The sequence below is a fragment of the Roseospira goensis genome, assembly GCF_014197795.1.
GTDB classification, from domain to species: Bacteria; Pseudomonadota; Alphaproteobacteria; order Rhodospirillales; family Rhodospirillaceae; genus Rhodospira; species Rhodospira goensis.
In genome coordinates, this window is record NZ_JACIGI010000001.1 from 112,213 (window position 1) to 132,912 (window position 20,700).

General features: G+C 73.9%; 16 protein-coding genes. 10 read left to right on the forward strand and 6 right to left on the reverse strand.

Features of this window, described 5'->3' with window-relative positions; translation table 11 throughout:
* The coding region (locus GGD88_RS00490) for a hypothetical protein (protein WP_184430868.1) at nucleotides 1-889 on the reverse strand (889 nt) is incomplete at its 3' end.
* A gap of 370 nt (nucleotides 890-1,259) precedes the next feature.
* Here GGD88_RS00490 and GGD88_RS00495 point away from each other — a divergent pair.
* The 5 genes from GGD88_RS00495 to GGD88_RS00515 are packed head-to-tail and all read left to right on the forward strand — an operon-like array spanning nucleotide 1,260 to nucleotide 8,940.
* Nucleotides 1,260-3,473 carry a hypothetical protein gene (locus tag GGD88_RS00495; RefSeq protein ID WP_184430869.1) on the forward strand — a complete coding sequence of 738 codons (2,214 nt, stop codon included), beginning with the start codon at nucleotides 1,260-1,262 and terminating at the stop codon, nucleotides 3,471-3,473.
* Nucleotides 3,470-4,993, forward strand: a complete 1,524-nt coding sequence (locus GGD88_RS00500) for a UDP-N-acetylmuramoyl-tripeptide--D-alanyl-D-alanine ligase (protein WP_184430870.1) — start codon at nucleotides 3,470-3,472, stop codon at nucleotides 4,991-4,993. Before GGD88_RS00495 ends, GGD88_RS00500 begins: the two co-directional genes overlap by 4 nt.
* Nucleotides 4,990-6,924, forward strand: a complete 1,935-nt coding sequence (locus tag GGD88_RS00505; RefSeq protein WP_184430871.1) for a glycoside hydrolase family protein — start codon at nucleotides 4,990-4,992, stop codon at nucleotides 6,922-6,924. Before GGD88_RS00500 ends, GGD88_RS00505 begins: the two co-directional genes overlap by 4 nt.
* A 10-nt stretch (nucleotides 6,925-6,934) precedes the next feature.
* On the forward strand, nucleotides 6,935-7,966 hold the full coding sequence (locus tag GGD88_RS00510; RefSeq protein WP_184430872.1) for a hypothetical protein: 1,032 nt from the start codon (nucleotides 6,935-6,937) through the stop codon (nucleotides 7,964-7,966).
* Nucleotides 7,963-8,940, forward strand: a complete 978-nt coding sequence (locus GGD88_RS00515) for a phosphotransferase (RefSeq protein ID WP_184430873.1) — start codon at nucleotides 7,963-7,965, stop codon at nucleotides 8,938-8,940. The genes GGD88_RS00510 and GGD88_RS00515 overlap by 4 nt, the downstream gene beginning before the upstream one ends.
* Nucleotides 8,941-9,010: 70 nt before the next feature.
* Here the strand turns inward: GGD88_RS00515 and tyrS are convergent, their stop codons facing one another.
* Nucleotides 9,011-10,264 carry a tyrosine--tRNA ligase gene (gene tyrS, locus GGD88_RS00520; RefSeq protein WP_184430874.1) on the reverse strand — a complete coding sequence of 418 codons (1,254 nt, stop codon included), beginning with the start codon at nucleotides 10,262-10,264 and terminating at the stop codon, nucleotides 9,011-9,013.
* Between the two features lie 217 nt (nucleotides 10,265-10,481).
* On the opposite strand from tyrS, the gene GGD88_RS00525 reads away from it, so the two are divergent.
* The gene (locus GGD88_RS00525) at nucleotides 10,482-11,537 is read left to right on the forward strand and encodes an anhydro-N-acetylmuramic acid kinase (RefSeq protein WP_246423480.1); all 1,056 of its coding nucleotides are present in this window, start codon (nucleotides 10,482-10,484) and stop codon (nucleotides 11,535-11,537) included.
* A gap of 53 nt (nucleotides 11,538-11,590) precedes the next feature.
* On the opposite strand, the gene GGD88_RS00530 is transcribed toward GGD88_RS00525, so the two are convergent.
* The gene (locus tag GGD88_RS00530) at nucleotides 11,591-12,178 is read right to left on the reverse strand and encodes a YqgE/AlgH family protein (protein ID WP_184430876.1); all 588 of its coding nucleotides are present in this window, start codon (nucleotides 12,176-12,178) and stop codon (nucleotides 11,591-11,593) included.
* A gap of 216 nt (nucleotides 12,179-12,394) precedes the next feature.
* Between GGD88_RS00530 and GGD88_RS00535 the strand changes: the two genes are divergently transcribed.
* The 3 genes from GGD88_RS00535 to GGD88_RS00545 all read left to right on the forward strand — a co-directional run bounded on the left by GGD88_RS00535 (nucleotide 12,395) and on the right by GGD88_RS00545 (nucleotide 16,614).
* Nucleotides 12,395-14,698 carry a protein-disulfide reductase DsbD family protein gene (locus tag GGD88_RS00535; protein WP_246423465.1) on the forward strand — a complete coding sequence of 768 codons (2,304 nt, stop codon included), beginning with the start codon at nucleotides 12,395-12,397 and terminating at the stop codon, nucleotides 14,696-14,698.
* Between the two features lie 61 nt (nucleotides 14,699-14,759).
* The gene (locus GGD88_RS00540; RefSeq protein WP_184430877.1) at nucleotides 14,760-15,245 is read left to right on the forward strand and encodes a peroxiredoxin; all 486 of its coding nucleotides are present in this window, start codon (nucleotides 14,760-14,762) and stop codon (nucleotides 15,243-15,245) included.
* Between the two features lie 70 nt (nucleotides 15,246-15,315).
* Nucleotides 15,316-16,614, forward strand: a complete 1,299-nt coding sequence (locus tag GGD88_RS00545; RefSeq protein ID WP_184430878.1) for a M16 family metallopeptidase — start codon at nucleotides 15,316-15,318, stop codon at nucleotides 16,612-16,614.
* Between the two features lie 24 nt (nucleotides 16,615-16,638).
* Here GGD88_RS00545 and GGD88_RS00550 read toward each other — a convergent pair whose 3' ends face one another.
* A complete protein-coding gene (locus GGD88_RS00550; protein WP_184430879.1) occupies nucleotides 16,639-17,832 on the reverse strand; it encodes an acetate/propionate family kinase in 1,194 nt (397 codons plus the stop codon).
* A 71-nt stretch (nucleotides 17,833-17,903) separates the two neighbouring features.
* Entirely contained in the window at nucleotides 17,904-19,403 is a 1,500-nt protein-coding gene (locus tag GGD88_RS00555) for a bifunctional enoyl-CoA hydratase/phosphate acetyltransferase (protein ID WP_184430880.1), read from the reverse strand.
* Nucleotides 19,404-19,584: 181 nt separating this feature from the next.
* Between GGD88_RS00555 and GGD88_RS00560 the strand changes: the two genes are divergently transcribed.
* A complete protein-coding gene (locus GGD88_RS00560) occupies nucleotides 19,585-20,025 on the forward strand; it encodes a MaoC family dehydratase (RefSeq protein ID WP_184430881.1) in 441 nt (146 codons plus the stop codon).
* 31 nt (nucleotides 20,026-20,056) lie between these two features.
* Here GGD88_RS00560 and GGD88_RS00565 read toward each other — a convergent pair whose 3' ends face one another.
* The gene (locus GGD88_RS00565; protein ID WP_184430882.1) at nucleotides 20,057-20,677 is read right to left on the reverse strand and encodes a hypothetical protein; all 621 of its coding nucleotides are present in this window, start codon (nucleotides 20,675-20,677) and stop codon (nucleotides 20,057-20,059) included.
* Nucleotides 20,678-20,700: the final 23 nt, after the last annotated feature.

A 20,700-nucleotide genomic window follows, 5' to 3' on the forward strand; every position in this document is an offset into this window, starting at 1 on the left:
CATCCGCGTCCGCGTCCGCGTCAGCATCCGCGTCAGCGTCAGCGTCCGCGTCGGCATCGGCGTCCGCATCCGCGTCGGCGTCCGCATCCGCATCCGCGTCGGCATCGGCGTCAGCATCCGCATCGGCGTCAGCGTCCGCATCCGCGTCGGCATCGGCGTCAGCATCCGCATCGGCGTCAGCGTCCGCATCCGCGTCGGCGTCAGCATCGGCGTCGGCGTCGGCGTCGGCGTCAGCGTCGGCATCCGCGTCGGCATCGGCGTCCGCATCCGCGTCCGCATCCGCGTCATCGTCGGCGTCGGCCCCGCCGTCCGGGATCACGCCGGCCGCCGGCGCCGCCGCGGCGTCCGCATCGTCGACCAGCCCGTCGTCCTCGACGTCGAACACCACGTCGAACGCCAGATCGAGGTTCCCCAGCAGATCAAGGGGCGTCAGCCCATCGCCGATCGCCCCGATCGCATAGAGGTCGAATCCGGCGCCACCGCCACCGCCGGCCGGAGCCGGCGCGGCCGGCGCCGCGGCCGCCGGCGCACCCGCGGCCGGGGCCAGGTCGCCCAGGTCGACGCCGTAGTCGGCGGAGAGAATCTCGGGGGTGATGACCGTTCCGTCCGCCAGCGTCAGCACCGGCGGCAGCGCGCCGGAGTCCGGCGCGGCAAAGGTCAGGAAGTCGGCCAGCACGATGGCACCGCCCCCCTCGGCGGTGATCACGAGGTCGCCACCATCCTGACGGATCGACACGCGGTCGGGGTCCGCGTCGATCACATAGGCCTGGCCGGGAATGACGAACTCTTCGAGCGTCTCGCCGGGCGGGGGCGGCGACAGCGTCACCGCGTCGGCGGCCACCGGCGCCGGGGGCGCACTGTCCTGCGCCTGCGTGGTCTCGTCCTGCACCGGCCCGTCGGGGCTTGGCGTGGCCGCGGTTTCCGCGCTGTCGGGCGCGTCCGGCTGCGCCGCCTGACTCACCTGCTGGGAGGATGGCGTCCCGCCCGTTGTGTCGGCCATGATCGGTCTCCCCGAAGGTCCCGGCGCGGAGGGCCCTGGGCCCGGTTTCCGCCGTGGACTGAATCCATCATCGCAGCACACACGGGTGCTGACCTATCGTCCGAGGCTACGGCGCGGCGGCGGCCGCGGCATCCCCCATATGAGGGAAAACGGCGCCGGCTTGTGTTCCCGGCAGCCATGGCACATACACATACAGGAGGGCACATTCAGAAAGGCACATCCGGAACGGAACGTACTCGGGACCGGACGAAGGCGGACCATGCTGCGGCGGCGCGCGACCATCACCGAACAGTGGGACCCGGGGTTCGAGACCGCCCTGATGGCCGCCCTGGACGCTGCCCCGGACGGCGCTCCGGACGGCGCCGCCGTGGCCTGGGGCGGCGGTCGCGACCCGCGCCGCTTCTTTCCCGCCCTGCGCGGGCGCGTCCATGTGCTCGACCTGGACCGGCTGGACACCCAGGAGCCGGCCGCGGCCGTCGCGGCGCTGCGCCGGGCCGGCGTCGCCCTGGTCGTGACCGACCGCACCCTGCCCCGCGTCGCACCCTGGCTGGAGCCGGATCTGTCGCGGCTACGGGTGCGGCTGCGCGACGGGCTGGACACCCCCGGCTTCGCGCCGCTGGCGCTGTCCAGCGGCTGGGCGTTACATCGCCTGGTCGACCCCGCCGCCGGCCCGGCGCGGCCGGACGCGGACGGTGCGGCCCTGGTGGCGCGGGCCCGCGCCCTGCTGGCGGACCCCGCGACGAGCGACACGGACATCGACGACCATGGCGGCGGCGCGGTGACCGTCACCCTGCTGCGCCCCGAGGGCGGCCCCCTGGCCGAGCGCACCGCCGCCGATCTGGCCGGCGCGGTGGCGGCGCTGCGGCGCGACTGGCCGGCCCTGAGGGTCGAGGCGGCGGCGATGGAAGATCTGGCCCTGCCCGAGAGCCTGGCGGCGGCGGCGGTATCGCTGCGTCTCGGCGTCTCCGTGGCGCGGGACCCGTGCCTGCTGGCCGACCGCGACGTGGCGGCGCTGCCCTGGCTCATCGACCTCGGGCGCGACGGGCTGGCGGCCGGGACGGTGGCGGTCGGGCCCGAGGCGGTGCTGGCCGACGGCCTGACCAGTCCCGTCCTGCATCTGGAGGCACTGTTGCGTCGGCTCGATCCGGCGCGCTTCCTGCGCCCGGCGCGCTCGGCGGCGGTGGCCCGGACCCGCCCGCAGGTGGTGTTCGAGGCCGCCTGGCGGGCCGCCGACGACGTGCCGCTGTGGCGCCGCCGGGCCGACGCCTGGACCGAGCCGGCGCCGGCCGCCGCGCCGCTCCGCCTGGTGCGGGGCCAGCCGCTGTGGTCCGTCGAGTCCGTGGATCGGACCGCGCTGCGCCGGGCCCTGGCGCTGGGCGCGCGCCGGCTGGTCGCGGACCAGCGCCCCGACGGCTCGTTCCGCCCGTTCCACCGACCGGACGCGTCGGCCGCGCCCGCGGGGGTGCCGGCCCTGGCCCGCCACGTTCCGGTGCCGCTGGCGCTGCTGCGGGCCTACCGGCGCCTGGGCGATGCCGCGCTGCTGGACGCCGCCGGCCGCGGCCTTGCCCACGGCCTGGAGCGTCGCGCCCAGGCCGGCCGGCGCACGCTGGCCTTCCTGGTGCTGACGCTGGTGGAACTGGCCGAGCTGGGCCACCTGGGCGGCTGGCGGCCGCTGCTGGCCGAGCTGGGGGCTGCCCTGGCTCGCCCCGAGGCGGCGCCGCCGGAGCGCGCGGCCGACGACGCGGACGGCGACGCCGAGGCGGAGACGAGCGGGACGGCCGATGCGGTCGCGGCCCTGGCGCTGGCACGGCTGTTCGCGCTCGCGGTGCGCTCGGGCGAGCCGGACAGCCCCCTCGGCCCGGTGGCGCGGGGTGCCGTGGCGCGCCTGCGGGACGCCTGGGAGACATGGGCGGCGGACCGCACGGACGCGGACGGGCCCGACGGCGGCATTCACCCCGAGGCGGCGCGCGAAGGCCTGACCTCCGCCGCGCCTTGGCTGGCGGCCGCGGCGGGGGCCGTGTTCGAGGCCACCGCTGACGCCGAGGCCGCGCAGACGGTCCGGACCGTGCAGGACTGGATCGAGCGCACGGTGCTGGTCACGCCGGCGCGCTGTCCCGCCCCGGACTGGCTGGGCGGGCTGTTCACCCGGCCCGGCGGGCTGCCGACCGTGGCCGGCTGCCATGGGCTGATGACGGCGGCCGCCGCGCTGACGGTCGCGCGCTCCGACGCCGAGGCCGAGGCCCGAAGGCGCGCCGCCCGGCTCGGCGCGCGCTTCTGCCTCCAGCTTCAGGTGGACGGGCCGGCGACCCGGGACGCGCTGCCCGCCGCCGTGGCCGCCGCCGTCGGCGGGTTCCGGTTCGGCCTGGGGCAGGCGCTGGTCCGCACCGACTGGTCCGCCCGGGTGGTGATGGCGCTGGCCGACGCCGAGGCCGCGCTGTGGCCGATGGCGGCCGGCGAGGAGGCGGCAGCATGACCGCGCCGGACGCAGCCGGGCCGATCTGGACCGCGCAGGACGTGGTGGCGGCGACCGACGGCACCTGGTGGCGGGCGCCGCCCGACGGCTGGGTGGCGGGGGGGGCCTGCTACTATCACGGCCTGTTCCAGCCCGGCGATCTGCTGATCCTGCGGTCGCGCCAGGGCGAACTGGGCATGACCCCGGAGCAGGCGGCGCCGCTGCTGGCGGCCGCCAGTGGTCTCGTCTGCTCGACGCCCGCCGTCGCCCCGGACGGGCCGTGGCCGGTCTTCGTGGTGCCAGAGACCTATGCGGCGCTGATGGACCTGGGCCGCTACGCCCGGGGCTGCTTTCGTGGCCGCGTCTACGGCGTCACCGGCAGTGCCGGCAAGACCACCATCTGCCACCTGCTGGCGTTCGCCCTGAGCCGCCTCGGCCCCACCGTCCAGACCAGCCACAACACCAACCTGCCGCCGGGGGTGGCGCGCACCCTGGCCGGTCTGCCCGGCGACGTCGACCACGCCGTTCTGGAACTGGCGATCGGCCGCATGGGGCCAAGCACGCGGCTGGCCCGCCCGTCGGTGGCGATCTTCTCCAACGTCACCGCCGCGCATATGGAGTACCATCGCTCCATCGAGCAGATCGCGGACACCAAGGCCTTGATCTTCACCGGCCTGACTCCGGACGGCGTGGCCATCGTCAACCGCGACATGGCGCCGTTCGAGCGCGTCGTCGCCGTGGCGCACCGGCACGCCGCCCGTGTGGTGACCTACGGCGAGCATCCCGACGCCATGGTGCGCCTGCTGGACCACGATCCCGACGGCCAGGTGCGGGCCGCGTTCGACGGGGAGACCCTCACCTACCGCCTGGGCGCGCCGGGCCGGCACATGGCGGTCAACAGCCTGGCGGTGCTGGCGGCGGTGGCGACCGTGGGCGCCGACGCCGACGCCACCGCCACCGCCAACGCCGGTACCCTCGGCGGGGCGGACTGGCGCGGCCTGGTGCTGCCCGCCCTGGCCGACGCGACCCCGGTGGCCGGGCGCGGGGTCGAGCATGACCTGATCGTGGACGGCCGCCGGGTGCGCCTGATCGACGATGCCTACAACGCCAACCCGGCGTCGATGCGCGCCGGCCTCGCGTTGCTGGGCGACCGGGTGCCGGGTCCCGGCGGGCGGCGGATCGCGGTCCTGGGCGATATGCTGGAGCTGGGGCCGGACTCCGCGCGCTACCACGAGGCGCTCGCCGAGCCGCTGGAGGCGGCCGGCGTCGACGTGGCGCACTGCGTGGGGCCGCAGATGGCCCACCTCTGGCGGCGACTGCCCGGCGACCGCCAGGGTCTGCGGGTGGACGATCCGGCCGACCTGCTGGCGCCGCTGCGCACCGACCTGCGCGACGGGGACGTGCTGCTGGTCAAGGGGTCGCACGGCGCGGGCGTACACCGCCTGGTGACCCGCCTGGTGCAGGCCTCGCACGGCGGTGCGGCCGGTGATAAGGACGGGGCCGGGGCCGGGGCCGGGGAGGGAGAGGAGACCGCGTCATGATCCTGCCCGACGTGCCCCCGGGGGCCTTCGACGCCCCGGAACGCCGCCTGCCCCAATACGGGGCCCGCGCGGCGGACGAGGCCCTGTTGGCCGCGCTGCGCGTGGTGCTGGCGGGGCCGGACGCGGCGGCCGCCGAGGCCGCGGGCCGGTTGCCGGCGCTGGCGGCGGCGAGCGGCTTCCCGACCGTCTGCGATCGGGTCGTCCTGGTGCTGTACCAGCCGGGCGAGCGCCGTCTGCTGGGGGTGCGGCGGGGCGCGGACCTGGGCGATGCGCTGGCGCGGGTGGCCACGGCGCTGCGCGGTCATGCCCGCCGGCCCCGTTTCGCGGTGGACGACCCGGCGCGTTGCCGCCTTCAGATGGACATCGTGGTCGACCCGCCGCGCCCGTGCGACGCGCGCGCGATCGGCATGACCCGGACCGGCGACGCCCATTTCGAGATCGGCCTGGACGGCCTGATCCTGTCGCGCCCGGGCCAGCGCCGCTACGTGCTCCCGGGGGATGCCTATGTCTCCTCGTACATGAGCATGCAGCCGATGCGCCAGCGCATCGCCCGCCTGTACGGCGACGACGTGTTCGACACCCACACCGCCGAGCGGTTCACCAGCGAGAGCTACGTCAGTTACGGGACCACTTGGCTGCGCCTGTACCGGGGCCATCCGGTCAACGGCGCGCTGACCGTGGAGCGCATGCAGCGGGCCACGCGGCTGGCGATCGACCACGTGGTGCGCCACCTGGGGGGCGACGGGCGGTTCCTGTACTACTACGACGCCGCCACCGACTCGCGGCGCGATCACGAGCATCCGACCCGCGATCCGGACACCAACCCCTACTACAACATCGTGCGCCACAGCGGCGGCCTGCTGCTGCTGCTGTATCATGCCCGCCTGACCGGCGACCTGTCGGTGCTGGAGCCGCTGCATCGCGCGGTCGCGTTCCTGGTGGCGCAGACCCGCGCCTACACGACCAGCCGCGGCGAGGAGGCGCTCTACGTCTACTACAATCGCAAGGCCAAGCTCGGCGGCAGCGGGGTGGCGCTGTACGCGCTGGGCGAGTACCGGCGCCTGACCGGCGATCCGCGCTACGACGATGTGGCGCGCAAGATCGCCCGCCACCTGGTGGAGCAGATCGCCGACAGCGGCGAGTTCGTGTACTACAAGTACTACCTGGACCAGCATGTGACCGCCGCCGAGAACCACGCCTACTTTTCGTTCTACTATCCCGGCGAGGCGCTGTGCGGGCTGGCCGGTTACTGCCTGCACATCCTGGGCGACGGGCCGGACGACGCCGATGAGCGGGCCTGCATCCTGGACGCGGCCCACAGGGCCATGCGGTTCCTGATCGTGGAGCGCCCCGGGACCCGCGCCGAGCACTACCGCTCGCTGCCGTCCGACGCCTGGCTGATGATGGCGGTCATGGAGTTCTGGGACGATCCGGCCTTCCGCCAAGACCTCTACAAGGATTTCGTGTTCAGCGATGCCGACGCCATGGTGCGCCAGCTCTACACGGTGCGGGATGCGCCGTATCCGGACTACGCCGGCGCCTTCTTCTATGAGTTCGGCGAGTTCCCCTACGCCGACGGGGCCCGCGCCGAGGGCCTGATGGGGGCCTTCACGCTGGCCCACAAGGTCGGTGACCGGGCGCGGGTGACGCTCTACGGCAACGCCCTGCGGCTGGTGGCCTGGGCCACCATGCACCTGGTGAACACGCCGGAGTCCGTGTATTTCGCGCGTGCGCCGGATATCGCCATCGGCGGTATCCGCTTCAAGTACACCCGGCAGTGGTTCCGCATCGACACCATCCAGCACGTGGCCGCGTTCTACCTGAAGATGATGCTGGACGGCCGCTGCCCGGTGCCCACCGAGGCCGACCTGGGCCCCGCTGCGGCGACCGAGGCCGCCCCGGCCGTCCCGTCCCCCGCCCCCGCAGACTGAGGCCGTACCCATGCCGCGCCGCCCAACGCTTCGTGTACGCCGCCCGCGCGGGATCGTCGCCCCCGTGCGGGCGGTGCTGGCGGTGCTGATCCTGGCCGGGCTGATTCTGGCCGGGGGTCTGGCCGCGCCGGCCGTGGCCGACTGGAAGGACGAGCGCGAGGCGCTGGACCAGCGCCGCCTGTCCGGCCCCTACGCCATCTTCCACACCGAGGAGGGGCCGCACGCCTTCCCGGCGCGGCGCCGCAACGCTCACCTGGCGGGGTACTACCTGGATCGGCTGGAGGAGCGTCTGGCGCTGGCCGATCGGGTCTACCAGCGCGACCTGGGGCTGGCCCCACCGCTGACGCTGCCGCGCTACGCCGGCGGCGCCCGCATCGACGTGCACATCTACGACATCGGGCGCGGCATGGGCTCGACCGGCGACGAACTGCATCGCTTCGACTACGACCGGTTCGGGGAGGCCGGGCCGGCGCTCACCGTCAGCCTGTCGCACCGCTGGCATCCGCCCAACCTGACGCCGGAGCACGAGGTGTTCCACGTGTACCAGTACGCCTACACGTATTTCAAGAATTCCTGGTATCTGGAGGGGATGGCGCGGGCGCTGGAGTCCCTGTTCCGCGACCGCCCGGCGCCCACCGAGCCACTGCCGGCCGACGACGCGGCGCTGGACGCCTGGCTGGGGCGCAGCTACGCCGCCGCCCCCGTCTGGACCCGGCTGTTCCGGCGCTGTCAGCCGGGTTGCACCCAGGTGGCGGAGGCCGCCGGGGGGCCGCCGGGCGCGGTCTGCGGCCGTGCGGTGGTGCGGCCGCTGCTGGAGGCGCTGGACCGGGCCGACGACGCCGTGGCGGCGGCCCGCGGCCTGGACGGGCCGCGCTGGCCGGAGAAACAGCAGCGCGCGGCCGCCAACACCGGCCCCATGCTGGCGGCGCTGGCGGAGGTGGTGGCGGCCCACTGTCCGGTGTCGGCCGATCCGGACCTGGCCCGGTTCCAGCGCCTGCTTACGGCGCGCGCCGCCGCCGCCGCCGGGAGGGCCGAGCCATGACCCAGCCCCGCACACCGAAGCCGGACCTGCGCGCCCTGCTGGCGGCGGCGTGGCCGCGCCTGGGCGAGCGCCTGGGCTGGGCGCCGGAGCGCGTCGAGCGCGTCGCCGTGGTCACCGTCGGCCATCGCAACCCCACCCTGGACGTCACCCATGCCGGGGTCCGCTACGCCGTCCGCCTGCCGCGGCCGGTGTTGCAGGCGCCGGACTGGTACCGGCGCGAGGCCCACAACGTCGCCATCGCCGCCGCCGCCGGGGTGACGCCGCCGCCGTTGGTCCTGGACCCCGCCGACGGGCTGATGGTGCTGCCGTGGATCGAGGGCCGGCCGGCCGAACGGGGCCTGACGCCGGCGGCGGCGGCCCGCGCCGGGGCGGCCCTGCGCCGCCTGCACGACGGCGGGGCCTTCGAGGCCGGGGACGACGCGCTCGGCCGGCTCGACCGCCGCCTGCCGCGGCTGCGGCGGGACGGCGCGGCGGTGCTGGCCCATGCCCGCGGCCTGCCGGCCCTGGCCGAGGCGGTGCGCCCGATCCTGGAGGGCCTGAGCGCCACCCGGCCGCCGCCGCGGCCCTGTCACGGCGACCTGGTGCTGGGCAACATGGTGGACACCGGCCGCGACATGGTGCTGCTGGACTGGGAGACGGCGACCATGGGCGATCCGCTGTTCGACCTCGCCACGGTGTGCGTTCGCGCCCGCCTGGAGGGGCCGGCGCGGGCGGCGCTGCTCGACACCTGGTTCGGCCTGGTGGGCGATCCGGACGGCCTGGGCGCGGTGCGGGTGCGGCTGTGGGAGGTGGTCTATTGCCTCGACAAGGCGGTGACCTACTGGGCCAACGGACGCGGCGCCGCGACGCCGGACCGCCGCTGCGCGGGCTGGACCGCGCGCGGCTGGTCCCTGCTGGCGGCGCCCGGCACGCGCGCCGCCGCCGTGCGCCTGGAGCACCAGGCCGCCGGCATCGTGGCGGCGCGGGCGGGATAGGGCCGGCGCCGGACCCCGCAAGGGCGGCGGCCGGGGACCGCGGTCAGGGACGGCGGCCCCCGGTCCTGTGCTACCCCTCGACCCGCACCAGGGCGTGGTGTTTGCGGCCGGCGGACAGCTTCAACTCGCCACCCGACAGGTCGGCGTCGGTGACCAGGCGCCCGATGTCGTCCACCACGGCATCGTTCAGGCGCGCGCCGCCGCCCTTGATGAGCCGCTTGGCCTCGCCGTTGGAGGCCGTCAGGCCGGCGCGGGTGAACAGCGTCGGCGCCGGCACCCCGGCCGCCAGCTCGGCCGCCGGCACGGTCACGGTGGGCAGGTCCTCGCCCACGCCGCCCTGCTCGAACACCGCACGCGCGGTCTCCGCCGCCGCCAGCGCCGCCGCCTCGCCGTGGGCCAGTGCGGTGGCCTCATGCGCCAGCACCTTCTTGGCCTCGTTGATCTCGGCCCCGCCCAGCGCCTCCAGGCGGGCGATCTCGTCCAGCGGCAGTTCGGTGAACAGGCGCAGGAAGCGGCCGACGTCGGCATCTTCGGTGTTGCGCCAGAACTGCCAGAAGTCGTACGGGGCCAACTGCTCGGCGTTCAGCCACACGGCGCCCTGGGCGCTCTTGCCCATCTTGGCGCCCGAGGCGCTGGTGATGAGCGGCACCGTCAGGCCGTACAGCGAGACGCCATCGCAGCGCCGGCCCAGCTCGACCCCGTTGACGATGTTGCCCCACTGGTCGGCGCCGCCCATCTGCAGGCGCACCCCGTCGCGGCGGTTCAACTCCAGGAAGTCGTAGGCCTGGAGGATCATGTAGTTGAACTCCAGGAACGACATGTGGGTCTCGCGCTCCAGCCGCATGCGCACCGAATCAAAGGTCAGCATGCGGTTGATGGAGAAGTGGCGGCCGTAGTCGCGCAGGAACGGGATGTAGGCCAGGCCGTCCAGCCAATCGGCGTTGTTGACCATGCGGGCGTCGGTGGGGCCGTCGCCGAAGGTCAGGTATTTGGCGAACACGCTCTGGATCCCCGCCATGTTGGCGGCGATCTCATCGTCGGTCAGCAGCTTGCGCATATCGTCGCGGCCGGTGGGGTCGCCGATGCGGGTGGTGCCGCCGCCCATCAGCACCAACGGGCGGTGCCCGGTCTTCTGCAACCAGCGCAGCAGCATGATGGAGACCAGGGAGCCGACGTGCAGACTGCGGGCGGTGCAGTCATAGCCGATATACGCGGTGACCACCTCCCGGTTCAGCAGGGCATCCAGCTCTTCGGCATGGGTGCAGGCATCCACGAAGCCACGCTCGTGGATGATGCGCATGAAGTCGGAGGCAAAGGCGGTCATCGCTTTCGGTCTCGATTTCGATGGTGTGGGGGAGTGCGCTGGCGCTTGCCGCGCGCCCGGTCGTTTAGCACACTCCCCGGGTCCCGGAAAGCAAGGTGCCCCGCCCATGATCCCGTTTCCCGAAGGTCTGCCCCGCACGCCGCGCGCCCGTCCGGCCCGCCGCCCGAGCCGCGCCCCGGCGCATGCGCCGGACGCCACCCTGCTGGTCGTCGGCCTGATGAGCGGGACCTCGATGGACGGCATCGACGCCGCGCTGATCGAGACCGACGGCGAGACCGTGGCCGGCATCGGGCCGCACCTGACGGTGCCCTACGACGACGCCTTCCGCGCCCGCATCCGCGCCCTGCTGGGGCGCACCAGCCTGGACGACGCGGACGGCCGGCGGCTGCACCGCGACCTCGCGTTGCGCCACGCCGACGCGGTGCGGGGGCTGCTGGCCGGGGCCACCGTGACCCCGGACCTGATCGGGTTCCACGGCCACACGCTGTGGCACGACCCGGTGGCGCGCCTGACGGTCCAGGCCGGCGATCCGGCGCAACTGGCCAGCGAACTCGGGATCCCGGTGGTGGCCGACCTGCGCCAGGCCGATATCGCCGCCGGCGGCGAGGGGGCGCCGCTGGCGCCGGTCTATCACGCCGCGCTGGCCGCCCCATTGGAGCGGCCGCTGGCGGTGCTGAACGTGGGGGGGGTCGCCAACGTCACCTGGATCGGCAAGCGCGGGGTGGACGACCTGGTGGCCTTCGACACCGGTCCGGGCAACGCCCCGCTGGATGACTGGGTGGCGCGCCACACCGGCCAGGCGTGCGACCAGGACGGCCGACTGGCCGCCGCCGGCCGCCTCGACGAAGCCCGCCTGCTGACCCTGATGGACCATCCCTATTTCGCCCGCCCGGCGCCCAAGTCGCTGGACCGGCGGGACTTCGACCATGTGCCGGGGGTGCTGGAGGGGCTGTCGGCGGCGGACGGGGCGACCACCCTGGTGGCCTTCATCTGTGCCGCCGTGGTGCAGGCCGCCGCCCATATGCCGGTGCCGCCGACGCGGTGGCTGGTGACCGGCGGCGGGCGCCACAACCCGGTGCTGATGGAGACCCTGGCCGGGTGGCTGGAGGCGCCGGTGGCGCCGGTCGAGGCGGTGGGCTGGGACGGCGATGCCCTGGAGGCGCAGGCGTTCGCCTTCATGGCGGCGCGGTTCCGGCGTCAGTTGCCGATCACCTTTCCCGGCACCACCGGGGCGCCGTTTCCGATGGTCGGCGGTCGCCTCTATCAGCCCTGACCGGTCCGCCGGCCCCGCTGCTGCTGGTGCTGCTGCGGCGGCGGGCCGGCCGGTCAGGCGTGGCCGCCCTCGCTGGAGAGCAGCGCCGGGTCGATGCCCAGCCGCCCCAGCGCCTGTGCGTACTTGGCCTCCAGGTCGGGGGCGAACACAAGGTCCGAGTCGGCGTCAACCGTCAACCAGACGTTGCGGCGCAGTTCGTCGTCGAGCTGCCCCGGGCTCCAGCCGGCGTAGCCCAGGGCCATCAGCGTGCGGCTGGGGCCGGTGCCGACGGCGATGTCGCGCAACACCTCCAGCGTGGCGGTCAGGGCCACGGTGTCGTCGACCACCAGGGTGCCCTCGTGGATGTAGTCCGCGGTGTGCAGCACAAAGCCGCGCTGGCTCTCCACCGGGCCGCCGAACTGGACCTTGATCTGCTGACAGCGCGGCGTGGCCGGAATGCTGAGCTGCTCCAGCAGGTCCACGAAGCTGAAGTCGGGGATGGCCCGGTTGACCACCAGACCCATGGCGCCCTCGGCCGTGTGCGCGCAGACGTAGATGACCGCGCGCACGAACCGCGGGTCGCTCATGCCCGGCATCGCGACCAGACACTTGCCGGTCAGGAAGCCGTCGGCCGCGCCGACGCTCGCGAACGTATCGACCATGACGATGGCGCCTCCGTTGGCTCGCCGGGGGGCAGACGGCGATTCGACCACGTCCGCCCGGCGATTCCAAGCGGAACCGTACCCGCTCGCCCTGGGCCGACGCCACCCCCCGCGCGCGGTCGGTCGGCCCTTGCGGGAGGCACCACCCTGTCCGATATGCTGGAGACCGATGCGCCCTGCGGATGCCGGCCGGACCGAGGCGAGGACGAGACCACCATGACCCACCGGAGTGTCGCCGGGCCGTCGGCCCGGTCCGTTGCCGCCTGGACCCGTGCCGGGGCGCTGCTGGTCCCGCTGATGGGGGTGCTGGCGCTGGCGCTCGGGCTGGCGGCGCTGGCGCCGGGGGGCGGGGCACGCGCGGAGCTGCCGTCGTGGACGCCGCCGGGCACCAGCGCCTGGGCCGAGACGCCGGAGGGTCGGGTGCGACTGATCGCCGCCCGCGGCGCCCTCAACGGCGAGTCGACGGTCCGCCTCGGCCTCGAATTCGACATGGTGGACGACTGGAAGGTGTACTGGCGCTCGCCGGGCGACGCCGGCTATCCGCCGTCCATCGACTGGAGCGGCAGCGCCAACCTGACGGACGCGGCGATGCTGTGGCCGGCGCCCGAACGCTTCTCGGTGCTGGGCATCGAGACCCTGGGCTACAAGGATGGGGTGGTCTATCCGCTTCACGCCACCGTGGCCGACGCGGGCGAGAGCCTGCGGCTGCGCGCCGACGTGGATTATCTGACCTGCGCCGACCTGTGCATCCCGCGCACGGTGTCGCTGAGCCTCGATCTGCCGGCGGGGCCGGGCGCGCCCACCGACCACGCCCACGCCATCAACCGCGCCGAGTCGGCGGTGCCGGGGGACGGCACCGCCCACGGCCTGCGCCTGGACGAGGCCGCCGTGGTCGGCGACGGCACGGTGCTGCGCGTCGCCGTCGCGGCCGATCCGCCGCTCACCGCCCCCGACCTGTTCGTGGAAGGGCCGGAGGGGAGCTGGTTCGATCCGCCGACCGTGGCCCGCGATCCGGACAGCGGCCTGGCCGTGCTGTGGAGCCGCGTCGGCGGTCTCGACGACCTGCGCGGGGTGCCGCTGACGGTGACCGTGGTCGAGGGACCGCGCGGCATGGAGGCCGAGGTTACGCCCGTGGCGGCGGCCGCGCCGCACCCGCTGGCGGCCCTGGCCGAGGCCGGGGGGACCGGCGGCGGACCGGGCGTGGGTGCGGGGCTCGGCGGCGGCGCCCCCCAGCCGCCGCCGCTGGACGCCGCGACGCTGCTGACCATGGTGGGGCTGGCGCTGCTGGGCGGCCTGATCCTGAACCTGATGCCCTGCGTGCTGCCGGTGCTGTCGCTGAAGGTGCTGGGGCTGGTGGGGCACGGCGGGGCGGCGCCGGCGCACGCGCGCACCAGCTTCCTGATGAGCGCCGCCGGCATCGTGACCTCGTTCCTGGTGCTGGGCGCCGCCGCCATCGCGGTCAAGGCCGCCGGGGTCGCCGTGGGCTGGGGGATCCAGTTCCAGCAGCCGGCGTTCCTGGTGGTCATGATCGTGCTGTTGTCGCTGTTCGCGGCCAATCTGTGGGGCCTGTTCGAGGTGGCGCTGCCCGGCTGGCTGGCCGGCGCGGCCAGCGCGGGCGCGACCCGCGCCGGCGGCGACGACCCCGGCTCGCCCTGGGGCGCCTTCGGCACCGGTGCCTTCGCCACCCTGCTCGCGACGCCGTGTTCGGCGCCGTTCCTGGGGACGGCGGTCGGCTTTGCGCTGTCGCGCGGCTGGGCCGAAATCGGGCTGATCTTCCTGGCGCTCGGCGTCGGCATGGCGCTGCCCTACCTGCTGATCGCGGCCCGGCCCGGGCTGGCGACGCGGCTGCCGCGCCCGGGACGCTGGATGATCGGCCTGAAGGCGGTGCTGGGGCTGGCGCTGGCCGGCACCGCGGTCTGGCTGGTCACGGTGCTGGCGGCGCAGGTGCCGCCGCTGGCGGCGGCCCTGGTGGCGGCGTTGATGGCGGTCATGGTGCTGGCGCTGGCGATTCCCCGCCGGCCGCTGCGGGCCGGCCTGGCGGGGCTGGCGGCGCTGGCCGCCCTGGCGCTGCCGGCCTGGGCCGGGCTGATGCCGGGGGCCGGCGGCGCCGACGGGCGCGGCCCCGACGCGACGGCGCCGGCCGCCGGGGCCTGGCGGTCGCTGGACGTGGCCGCCATCCCCGGACTGGTGGCCGAGGGCCGCACCGTGTTCGTGGACGTCACCGCCGACTGGTGCGTGACCTGCATCGTCAACAAGCGCGCGGTGCTCGATCAGGATCCGGTCGCCGCCCGCCTTGCCGGCGACGACATGGTGCTGATGCGCGGCGACTGGACCCGGCCCGACGCCGCCATCGCCGCCTATCTGGCCAGCTTCGGCCGCTACGGCATTCCCTTCAACGCGGTCTACGGGCGGGCCGCGCCGGATGGCCTGACCCTGCCCGAACTGCTGACCCCCGGCGTGGTTCTGGACGCCATCGACGCCGCCGCCGCGCCGGTGACGGCGGCCCGGCCCGAGTCGTAACGGTCCAGGGGCCGCCACCGGCACTGCCTTCCCTCCATCCCCGAACCCAGGAGAGACGCCGATGTCCACCATCCAGGCCGGAGACCGCATGCCTGCGGTGACCCTGCACATGATGAGCGAGGGCGGCATCAAGCCGATCACCACCGATGAGCTGTTCGCGGGCAAGACCGTGGTGCTGTTCTCGGTGCCGGGCGCCTTCACCCCCACCTGCTCGGCCCAGCACCTGCCGGGGTTCGTCGCCCACGTCGACGATTTCGCCGCCAAGGGCGTGGACGCCGTGGCCTGCGTCGCTGTCAACGATCCCTTCGTCATGGCCACATGGGGCGCCAGTGCCGGCGCCGACGGTCAGGTGCTGATGATCTCCGACGGCAACGGCGCCCTGGCTGCCGCCACCGGCACCGAGATGGACGGCTCCCAGGTCGGCCTGGGCACGCGCTCGCAGCGCTACGCCATGGTGGTGAAGGACGGCGTGGTCGAACAGATGTTCCTGGAGGAGCCCGGCGCGTTCCAGGTTTCCAGTGCCGAGAACGTACTGGCCCACCTGTAGGCGCGGCGCCGGAAAACCCCGGTTCAGGCTGGCGTTGACGGGGCGGGTCGTGCATGCCAAGTCACGAAGCATGACTCATGCACTTGGCACGGTCGCGGGCGCCCCGGCGCCGGCGACGGCGATCCGCGAAACCCGCCTGCCCAACGGCCTGCGGGTGGTCACCGATCCCATGGACACGGTCGAGACGGTCTCGGTGGGCGTCTGGGCCGACGTCGGCGCGCGCCACGAGCCGGCCGACCTCAACGGTGTGTGTCATATGCTGGAGCATATGGCGTTCAAGGGCACACGCCGGCGCACCGCGCTCGACATCGCGGTGGAGATGGAGGACGTGGGCGGCCACATGAACGCCTACACGTCCCGCGAGCATACCGCGTTCTACGCCAAGATGCTGCATCAGGACCTGCCGCTAGCGGTCGACATCCTGGCCGATATTCTCCAGCACTCGGTGTTCGACCCCGAGGAACTGGCGCGCGAGCGCAGCGTGGTGGTGCAGGAGATCTACCAGTCCATCGACACCCCGGACGATATCGTCTTCGATCACTTCCAGGCCACTGCCTACGGCGACCAGCCGCTGGGCCGGCCGGTGCTCGGCACGGTGGAGAGCGTGGAGCGGCTGGAGTCGGACACCGTCGGCGGCTTCCAGCGCACCCATTACAGCCCCGACCGCCTGGTGGTGGCCGCCGCCGGCAAGGTGGACCACGACGCGCTGGTCGGCCTGGTCGAGCGCCATTTCACGGCCCTGGACCGGCGGCTGCCGGCCACCGGGCAGGGGGCGCGCTACACCGGCGGCGAGTACCGCGAGCCGCGCGCGGTCGAGCAGGCCCATATCGTGCTGGGCTTCGACGGCGTGGCCTACGAGGACCCGGACTACTACGCCAGCATCGTCCTGGCGACGCTGCTCGGCGGCGGCATGTCCTCGCGCCTGTTCCAGGAGGTGCGCGAGAAGCGCGGGCTGGCCTATACCGTCAGCGCCTTTGCCAGCGCCTACGTGGACGGCGGCCTGTTCACGCTCTACGCCGGCACCGGCCCCGAGGACCTGGCGGCGCTGACCCCGGTGTTGTGCGAGGAGATCAACAAGGTGCGGGTCTCGGTCGGATCGGACGAGGTCGCCCGCGCCCGCGCCCAGCTCCGCGCCGGTGTCCTCATGGGCCAGGAGAGCACCAGCGGCCGCTGCGAACAGCTCGCCCGGCAGATCCTGGTCTACGGCCGGCCGATCTCCAACGCCGAGGTTCTGGAGGCCCTGGAGGCGGTGGACGCCGCCGCCGTGGTGCGCGTGGCCGAGCGCCTGTTCCGCACCGCCCCGACCCTGGCCGCGCTGGGCGCCATCGACGCCATGGATCCGCTCGACCGGCTGCGGGCGCGGCTGTAGCGGCGCGGCCGGCGTCGGACCCGCCTACCCCATCAGCGCGCGGGTGTGGGCGGCGATCATGGCCTCCTCGTTGGTGGGGATGACGTGGACCGCCACCGGCGCGTCGTCCTTGGAGACCCGGGTCTCGCCGGCCGCGTTGCGGGCCGGGTCGATGTGCACCCCCAGGAACGCCAGACCCTCGCACACCCGGGCGCGCAGGCGGGCGTCGTTCTCGCCGATGCCGCCGGCGAACACCAGCGCGTCCAGCCCGCCCAGGACCGCCGCCTGAGCGCCGATCTCGCGCCGCACCCGGGATTCGAAGTAGGCGATGGCGCCCAGCGCCTCGGGCGTGCCGACCTCCTCCAGGGTGCGCATGTCGTGGCTCAGGCCGGACAGCCCCTTGAGCCCCGAGTGCTTGTACAAGAGGTCGGAGATGCCCTTGGCGTTCATGCCCTTCTGTTCGATCAGGTAGAGCACCACGCCCGGATCGAGCTGCCCGCAGCGGGTGCCCATGGCGAGCCCGTCCAGGGCGGTGAAGCCCAGGGTGCAGTCGATGCTGCGGCCGTTCTCCATCGCGCACAGGCTGGCCCCGTTGCCCAGGTGGGCGACGATCACCCGGCCGGCCAGGCGCTCCGGCGCGACCCGCGCCAGTTCCCCGGCGACGTACTCGTAGGACAGCCCGTGGAAGCCGTAGCGCCGTACACCCTCGCGGTACAGCTCTCGCGGTAGGGCATAGGTGTCGTTGACCCAGGGGTGGCGGCGGTGAAAGGCGGTGTCGAAGCAGGCCACCTCCAGCGCGTCGGGGAACGCCTGGCGCGCCGCCTTGATGCCGCTGATGTTGTGCGGCTGGTGCAGCGGCGCCAGCGGGGTGTAGGTCTCCAGCCGGGCCAGCAGCTCGTCGTCGAGCACCGCCGGCGCCGCCAGGTGTGGGCCGCCGTGCACCACGCGGTGGCCGATGGCGGCGACCTCCAGATCGCCCAGGTGCTCGCGCTTCCACGCCAGGATCAGGTCGAGGGCCTGCTTGTGGGTGCCGGGACCCTGACCGGGCGGCCAGCGGGTCTCCAGCAGCACGGCCCCCATGGGGTCCTTCAGCACCACGTGGGGCGCGTCGCCGACGCCCTCCACCTGACCGCGGGCGCGCTCTTCCAGCGCATCGCCGTCGCCCAGGTGCCAGAGTGAAATCTTCAGGCTCGACGAGCCCGCATTGAGGGTGAGGATGTGTCGGGAATCGGTCGTCATCGGCGTATCCGGGCCTGGAAGGGGACGGGCGCGGGGCGGCGGCGCGCCGGCGGGCGGCGCCGCCGGCGCCGCTACTGGGCGGCCTTCAGCGCGTGGTCGTCGGCGGCGAGGCGCGAGACCCCGCCGCTCTTCCAGTGCTGGTACAGCAGCGCCACGGCGCAGGAGACCAGCCGGGCCTTGTCGTTGTCGGCGCGGCTGGTGACCATCACCGGCACCTGGGCGCCCAGCACCAGCCCGGCGCTCTCGGCGTGGGCGATGAACGCCAGTTCCTTGGCCAGCATGTTGCCCGATTCCAGGTTGGGCACGACCAGCACCTCGGCGCGGCCGGCCACCAGCGAGGTGATGCCCTTGGTCTCGGCGGCGTGGATGTCGATGGCGTTGTCCATCGCCAGCGGGCCGTCGACGATGCCGCCGGTGATCTGGCCGCGCTCGGCCATCTTGGACAGCACGGCGGCGTCCAGCGTCGAGGGGATCTTCGGGTTCACGGTCTCCACCGCCGACAGCACGCCCACCCGCGGCCGCTCCAGGCCCACGGCGCGGCCCAGGTCGATGGCGTTCTGGGTGATGTCCACCTTGGCGTCGAGGTCGGGCGCGATGTTGATGGCGGCATCGGAGATCAGCAGCAGGTGGTCCAGACCCGGCACGTCCATGACGAACACGTGGCTGATGCGGCGCCCGGCGCGCAGGCCGCCGTCGCGCTTGGTGACGTGATGCAGCAGCACGTCGGTGTGCAGATGGCCCTTGAGCAGCGCCTGGGCGCGGCCCTTGTGCACCAGGGCGACGGCCTCGGCGGCGGCGCGGTCGTGGTCGGCCACGTCCAGGACCTCGCAGCCGTCCAGGGACCGCCCCATCTCGTCGGCCAGCGCGCGCATGCGGTCGGCGCGCCCGATCAGGACGGGCGCGATCAGGCCGCGCTCGGCCGCCATCAGGGCGCCGGCCAGGGCGGACTCCTCCTCCGGCGCCACCACGGCGGTGGGCAGCGGCGGCAGGCCCTCGCACACCGACAGCAGGCGGTCGAAATGGCGGTGGCTCTCGACCAGCAGCCCGGGCAGGCCCGGGCCGGCGGTCTCCTGCCGTTCCGCCGGCGCCACCACCTCGGCGGTGCCGTCGCACAGCAGCGTGCCGCCCGCGCCGGCGTCGGTCGCGCCCTTGAGGACCTGGCACTTCAGGATCACCACGTGCCCCGGACGCTTGTCGGTCACGGTGACACGCACCGTGAGACGATCTCCGACATGGGCGCGGCCGTGGAACTGCAACGTCTGGCCCAGGTAGAGGGTGCCGAAGCCCGGCAGCATGTTGCCGAGCACGGCCGAGAACAGCGAGCCCACCCACATGCTGGGGGCCACGACCTGGCTTTCGTCGCCGTCGTTGGCCTGCGGCAAGTGGACCGGATTGAAGTTGCCCGAGGCGTGGGCGAAGATCACCATGTCGCGGGCGGTGCACAGGCGGTGCACCATGGCCTCGTCGCCGATGGCGATCTCGTCGTACAGGCGGCTGCTGGGGCCGCGCGCGGCGGCGGCACCCGCGCCGGTGCCGGGGGCGGACTCGGGCGAGAAACGGTCGGCTGTCATGGCGGCTCCCTTCTGGATGCGGCTCGGGACAATGCTGCGGCGCACACTATCACTTTCGCGCTTGCGGAACCAATGACCGCTCCGTGGCGGCGGCGGCGTCCGGACGCTGCCTTGCACGGGGCGCATGTCGGCTCTACTGTGACGCAGCAATGCACACGGCACGCCAGGGGAGGGCCGCGCCATGGAGGGAATCGTCCACACCTATTTCGAGGATCTGGCGGTCGGCCAGTCGGCCAGTCTGGGCAAGACCATCACCGACGCCGATCTGGTGATGTTCGCCGGCGTCTCGGGCGATACCAACCCGGCCCACATGGACGAGGAATACGCCGCCACCACCCTGTTCAAGGGGCGCATCGCCCACGGTCTGCTCAGCGGCGCGGTCATCTCGGCGCTGTTCGGCACCAAGTTCCCCGGGCCGGGCTGCATCTACGTCTCGCAGACCCTCAAGTTCAAGGCGCCGGTGCGCCCCGGCGACACCCTGCGGGTCACTGCCGAGGTCACGGCTCTGAACGAGGCCAAGAAAATGGCGACCTTCAAGACCATCGGCACGGTCGGCGCCACGGTCGTGGTGGAGGGCGAGGCGACCCTGATGGTGCCGTCGCGCGGCCCCGCCGGGGGCTGAGCCCGCCGTCGGCGCCGGCACCGGATCCGGATCAGAACGGGTTGGCGCTCGGCTTGGCCCCGCCGCGCCCGCCACCGAACGGGTTGGCGCCGCCCCCGCCCCCGCCGCCACTGCGGGCCGCGATCCGCTCCAGGTCGTCGTAGCAGTCCACCCACTGGCGGAACGTGGCCATGGTGCCGTTCAGGTTCACCGGCCAGGTCGCGCCCTGAGGGAACACGATTGCCATTTCCCACGAGCGCGCCCAGCGTTCCAGGAACGCCAGCGCCCCGGATTCGTTGGACGACAGGTCGCCGACCACGGCCGAGCGGTCGACCGCGCTGACCGGGAACGAGAAGTCGCGGCCGCCGAATCGGAAGCTGACCCAGGACTCCTGGCCCTGCTCCAGAACCCAGGCCGGATCGGTGATGTAGAAGCCGACGAAGTCGTTGGCGTTGGCGAAGATGTGGAACTCCGAGCCGTCGTCCCAGTAGGTCTCCATCGAGCAGTTCATACCGTCAGCCGGGTCGAGGTCGTAGGTCAGGGTCCAGGCCCCCTCGGCCCGCGCCGGCGTGAGCGCGGCCGCGCCCCACAGCAGGCCCAGGGCGAGGACCGCGATGGCGGCGGCGGTGACGGCGCCGGCCCGGCCGGCGTGACGAGACTCGATCCCAGGCATGGCGTCCTCCTGTCCCTCGGTTC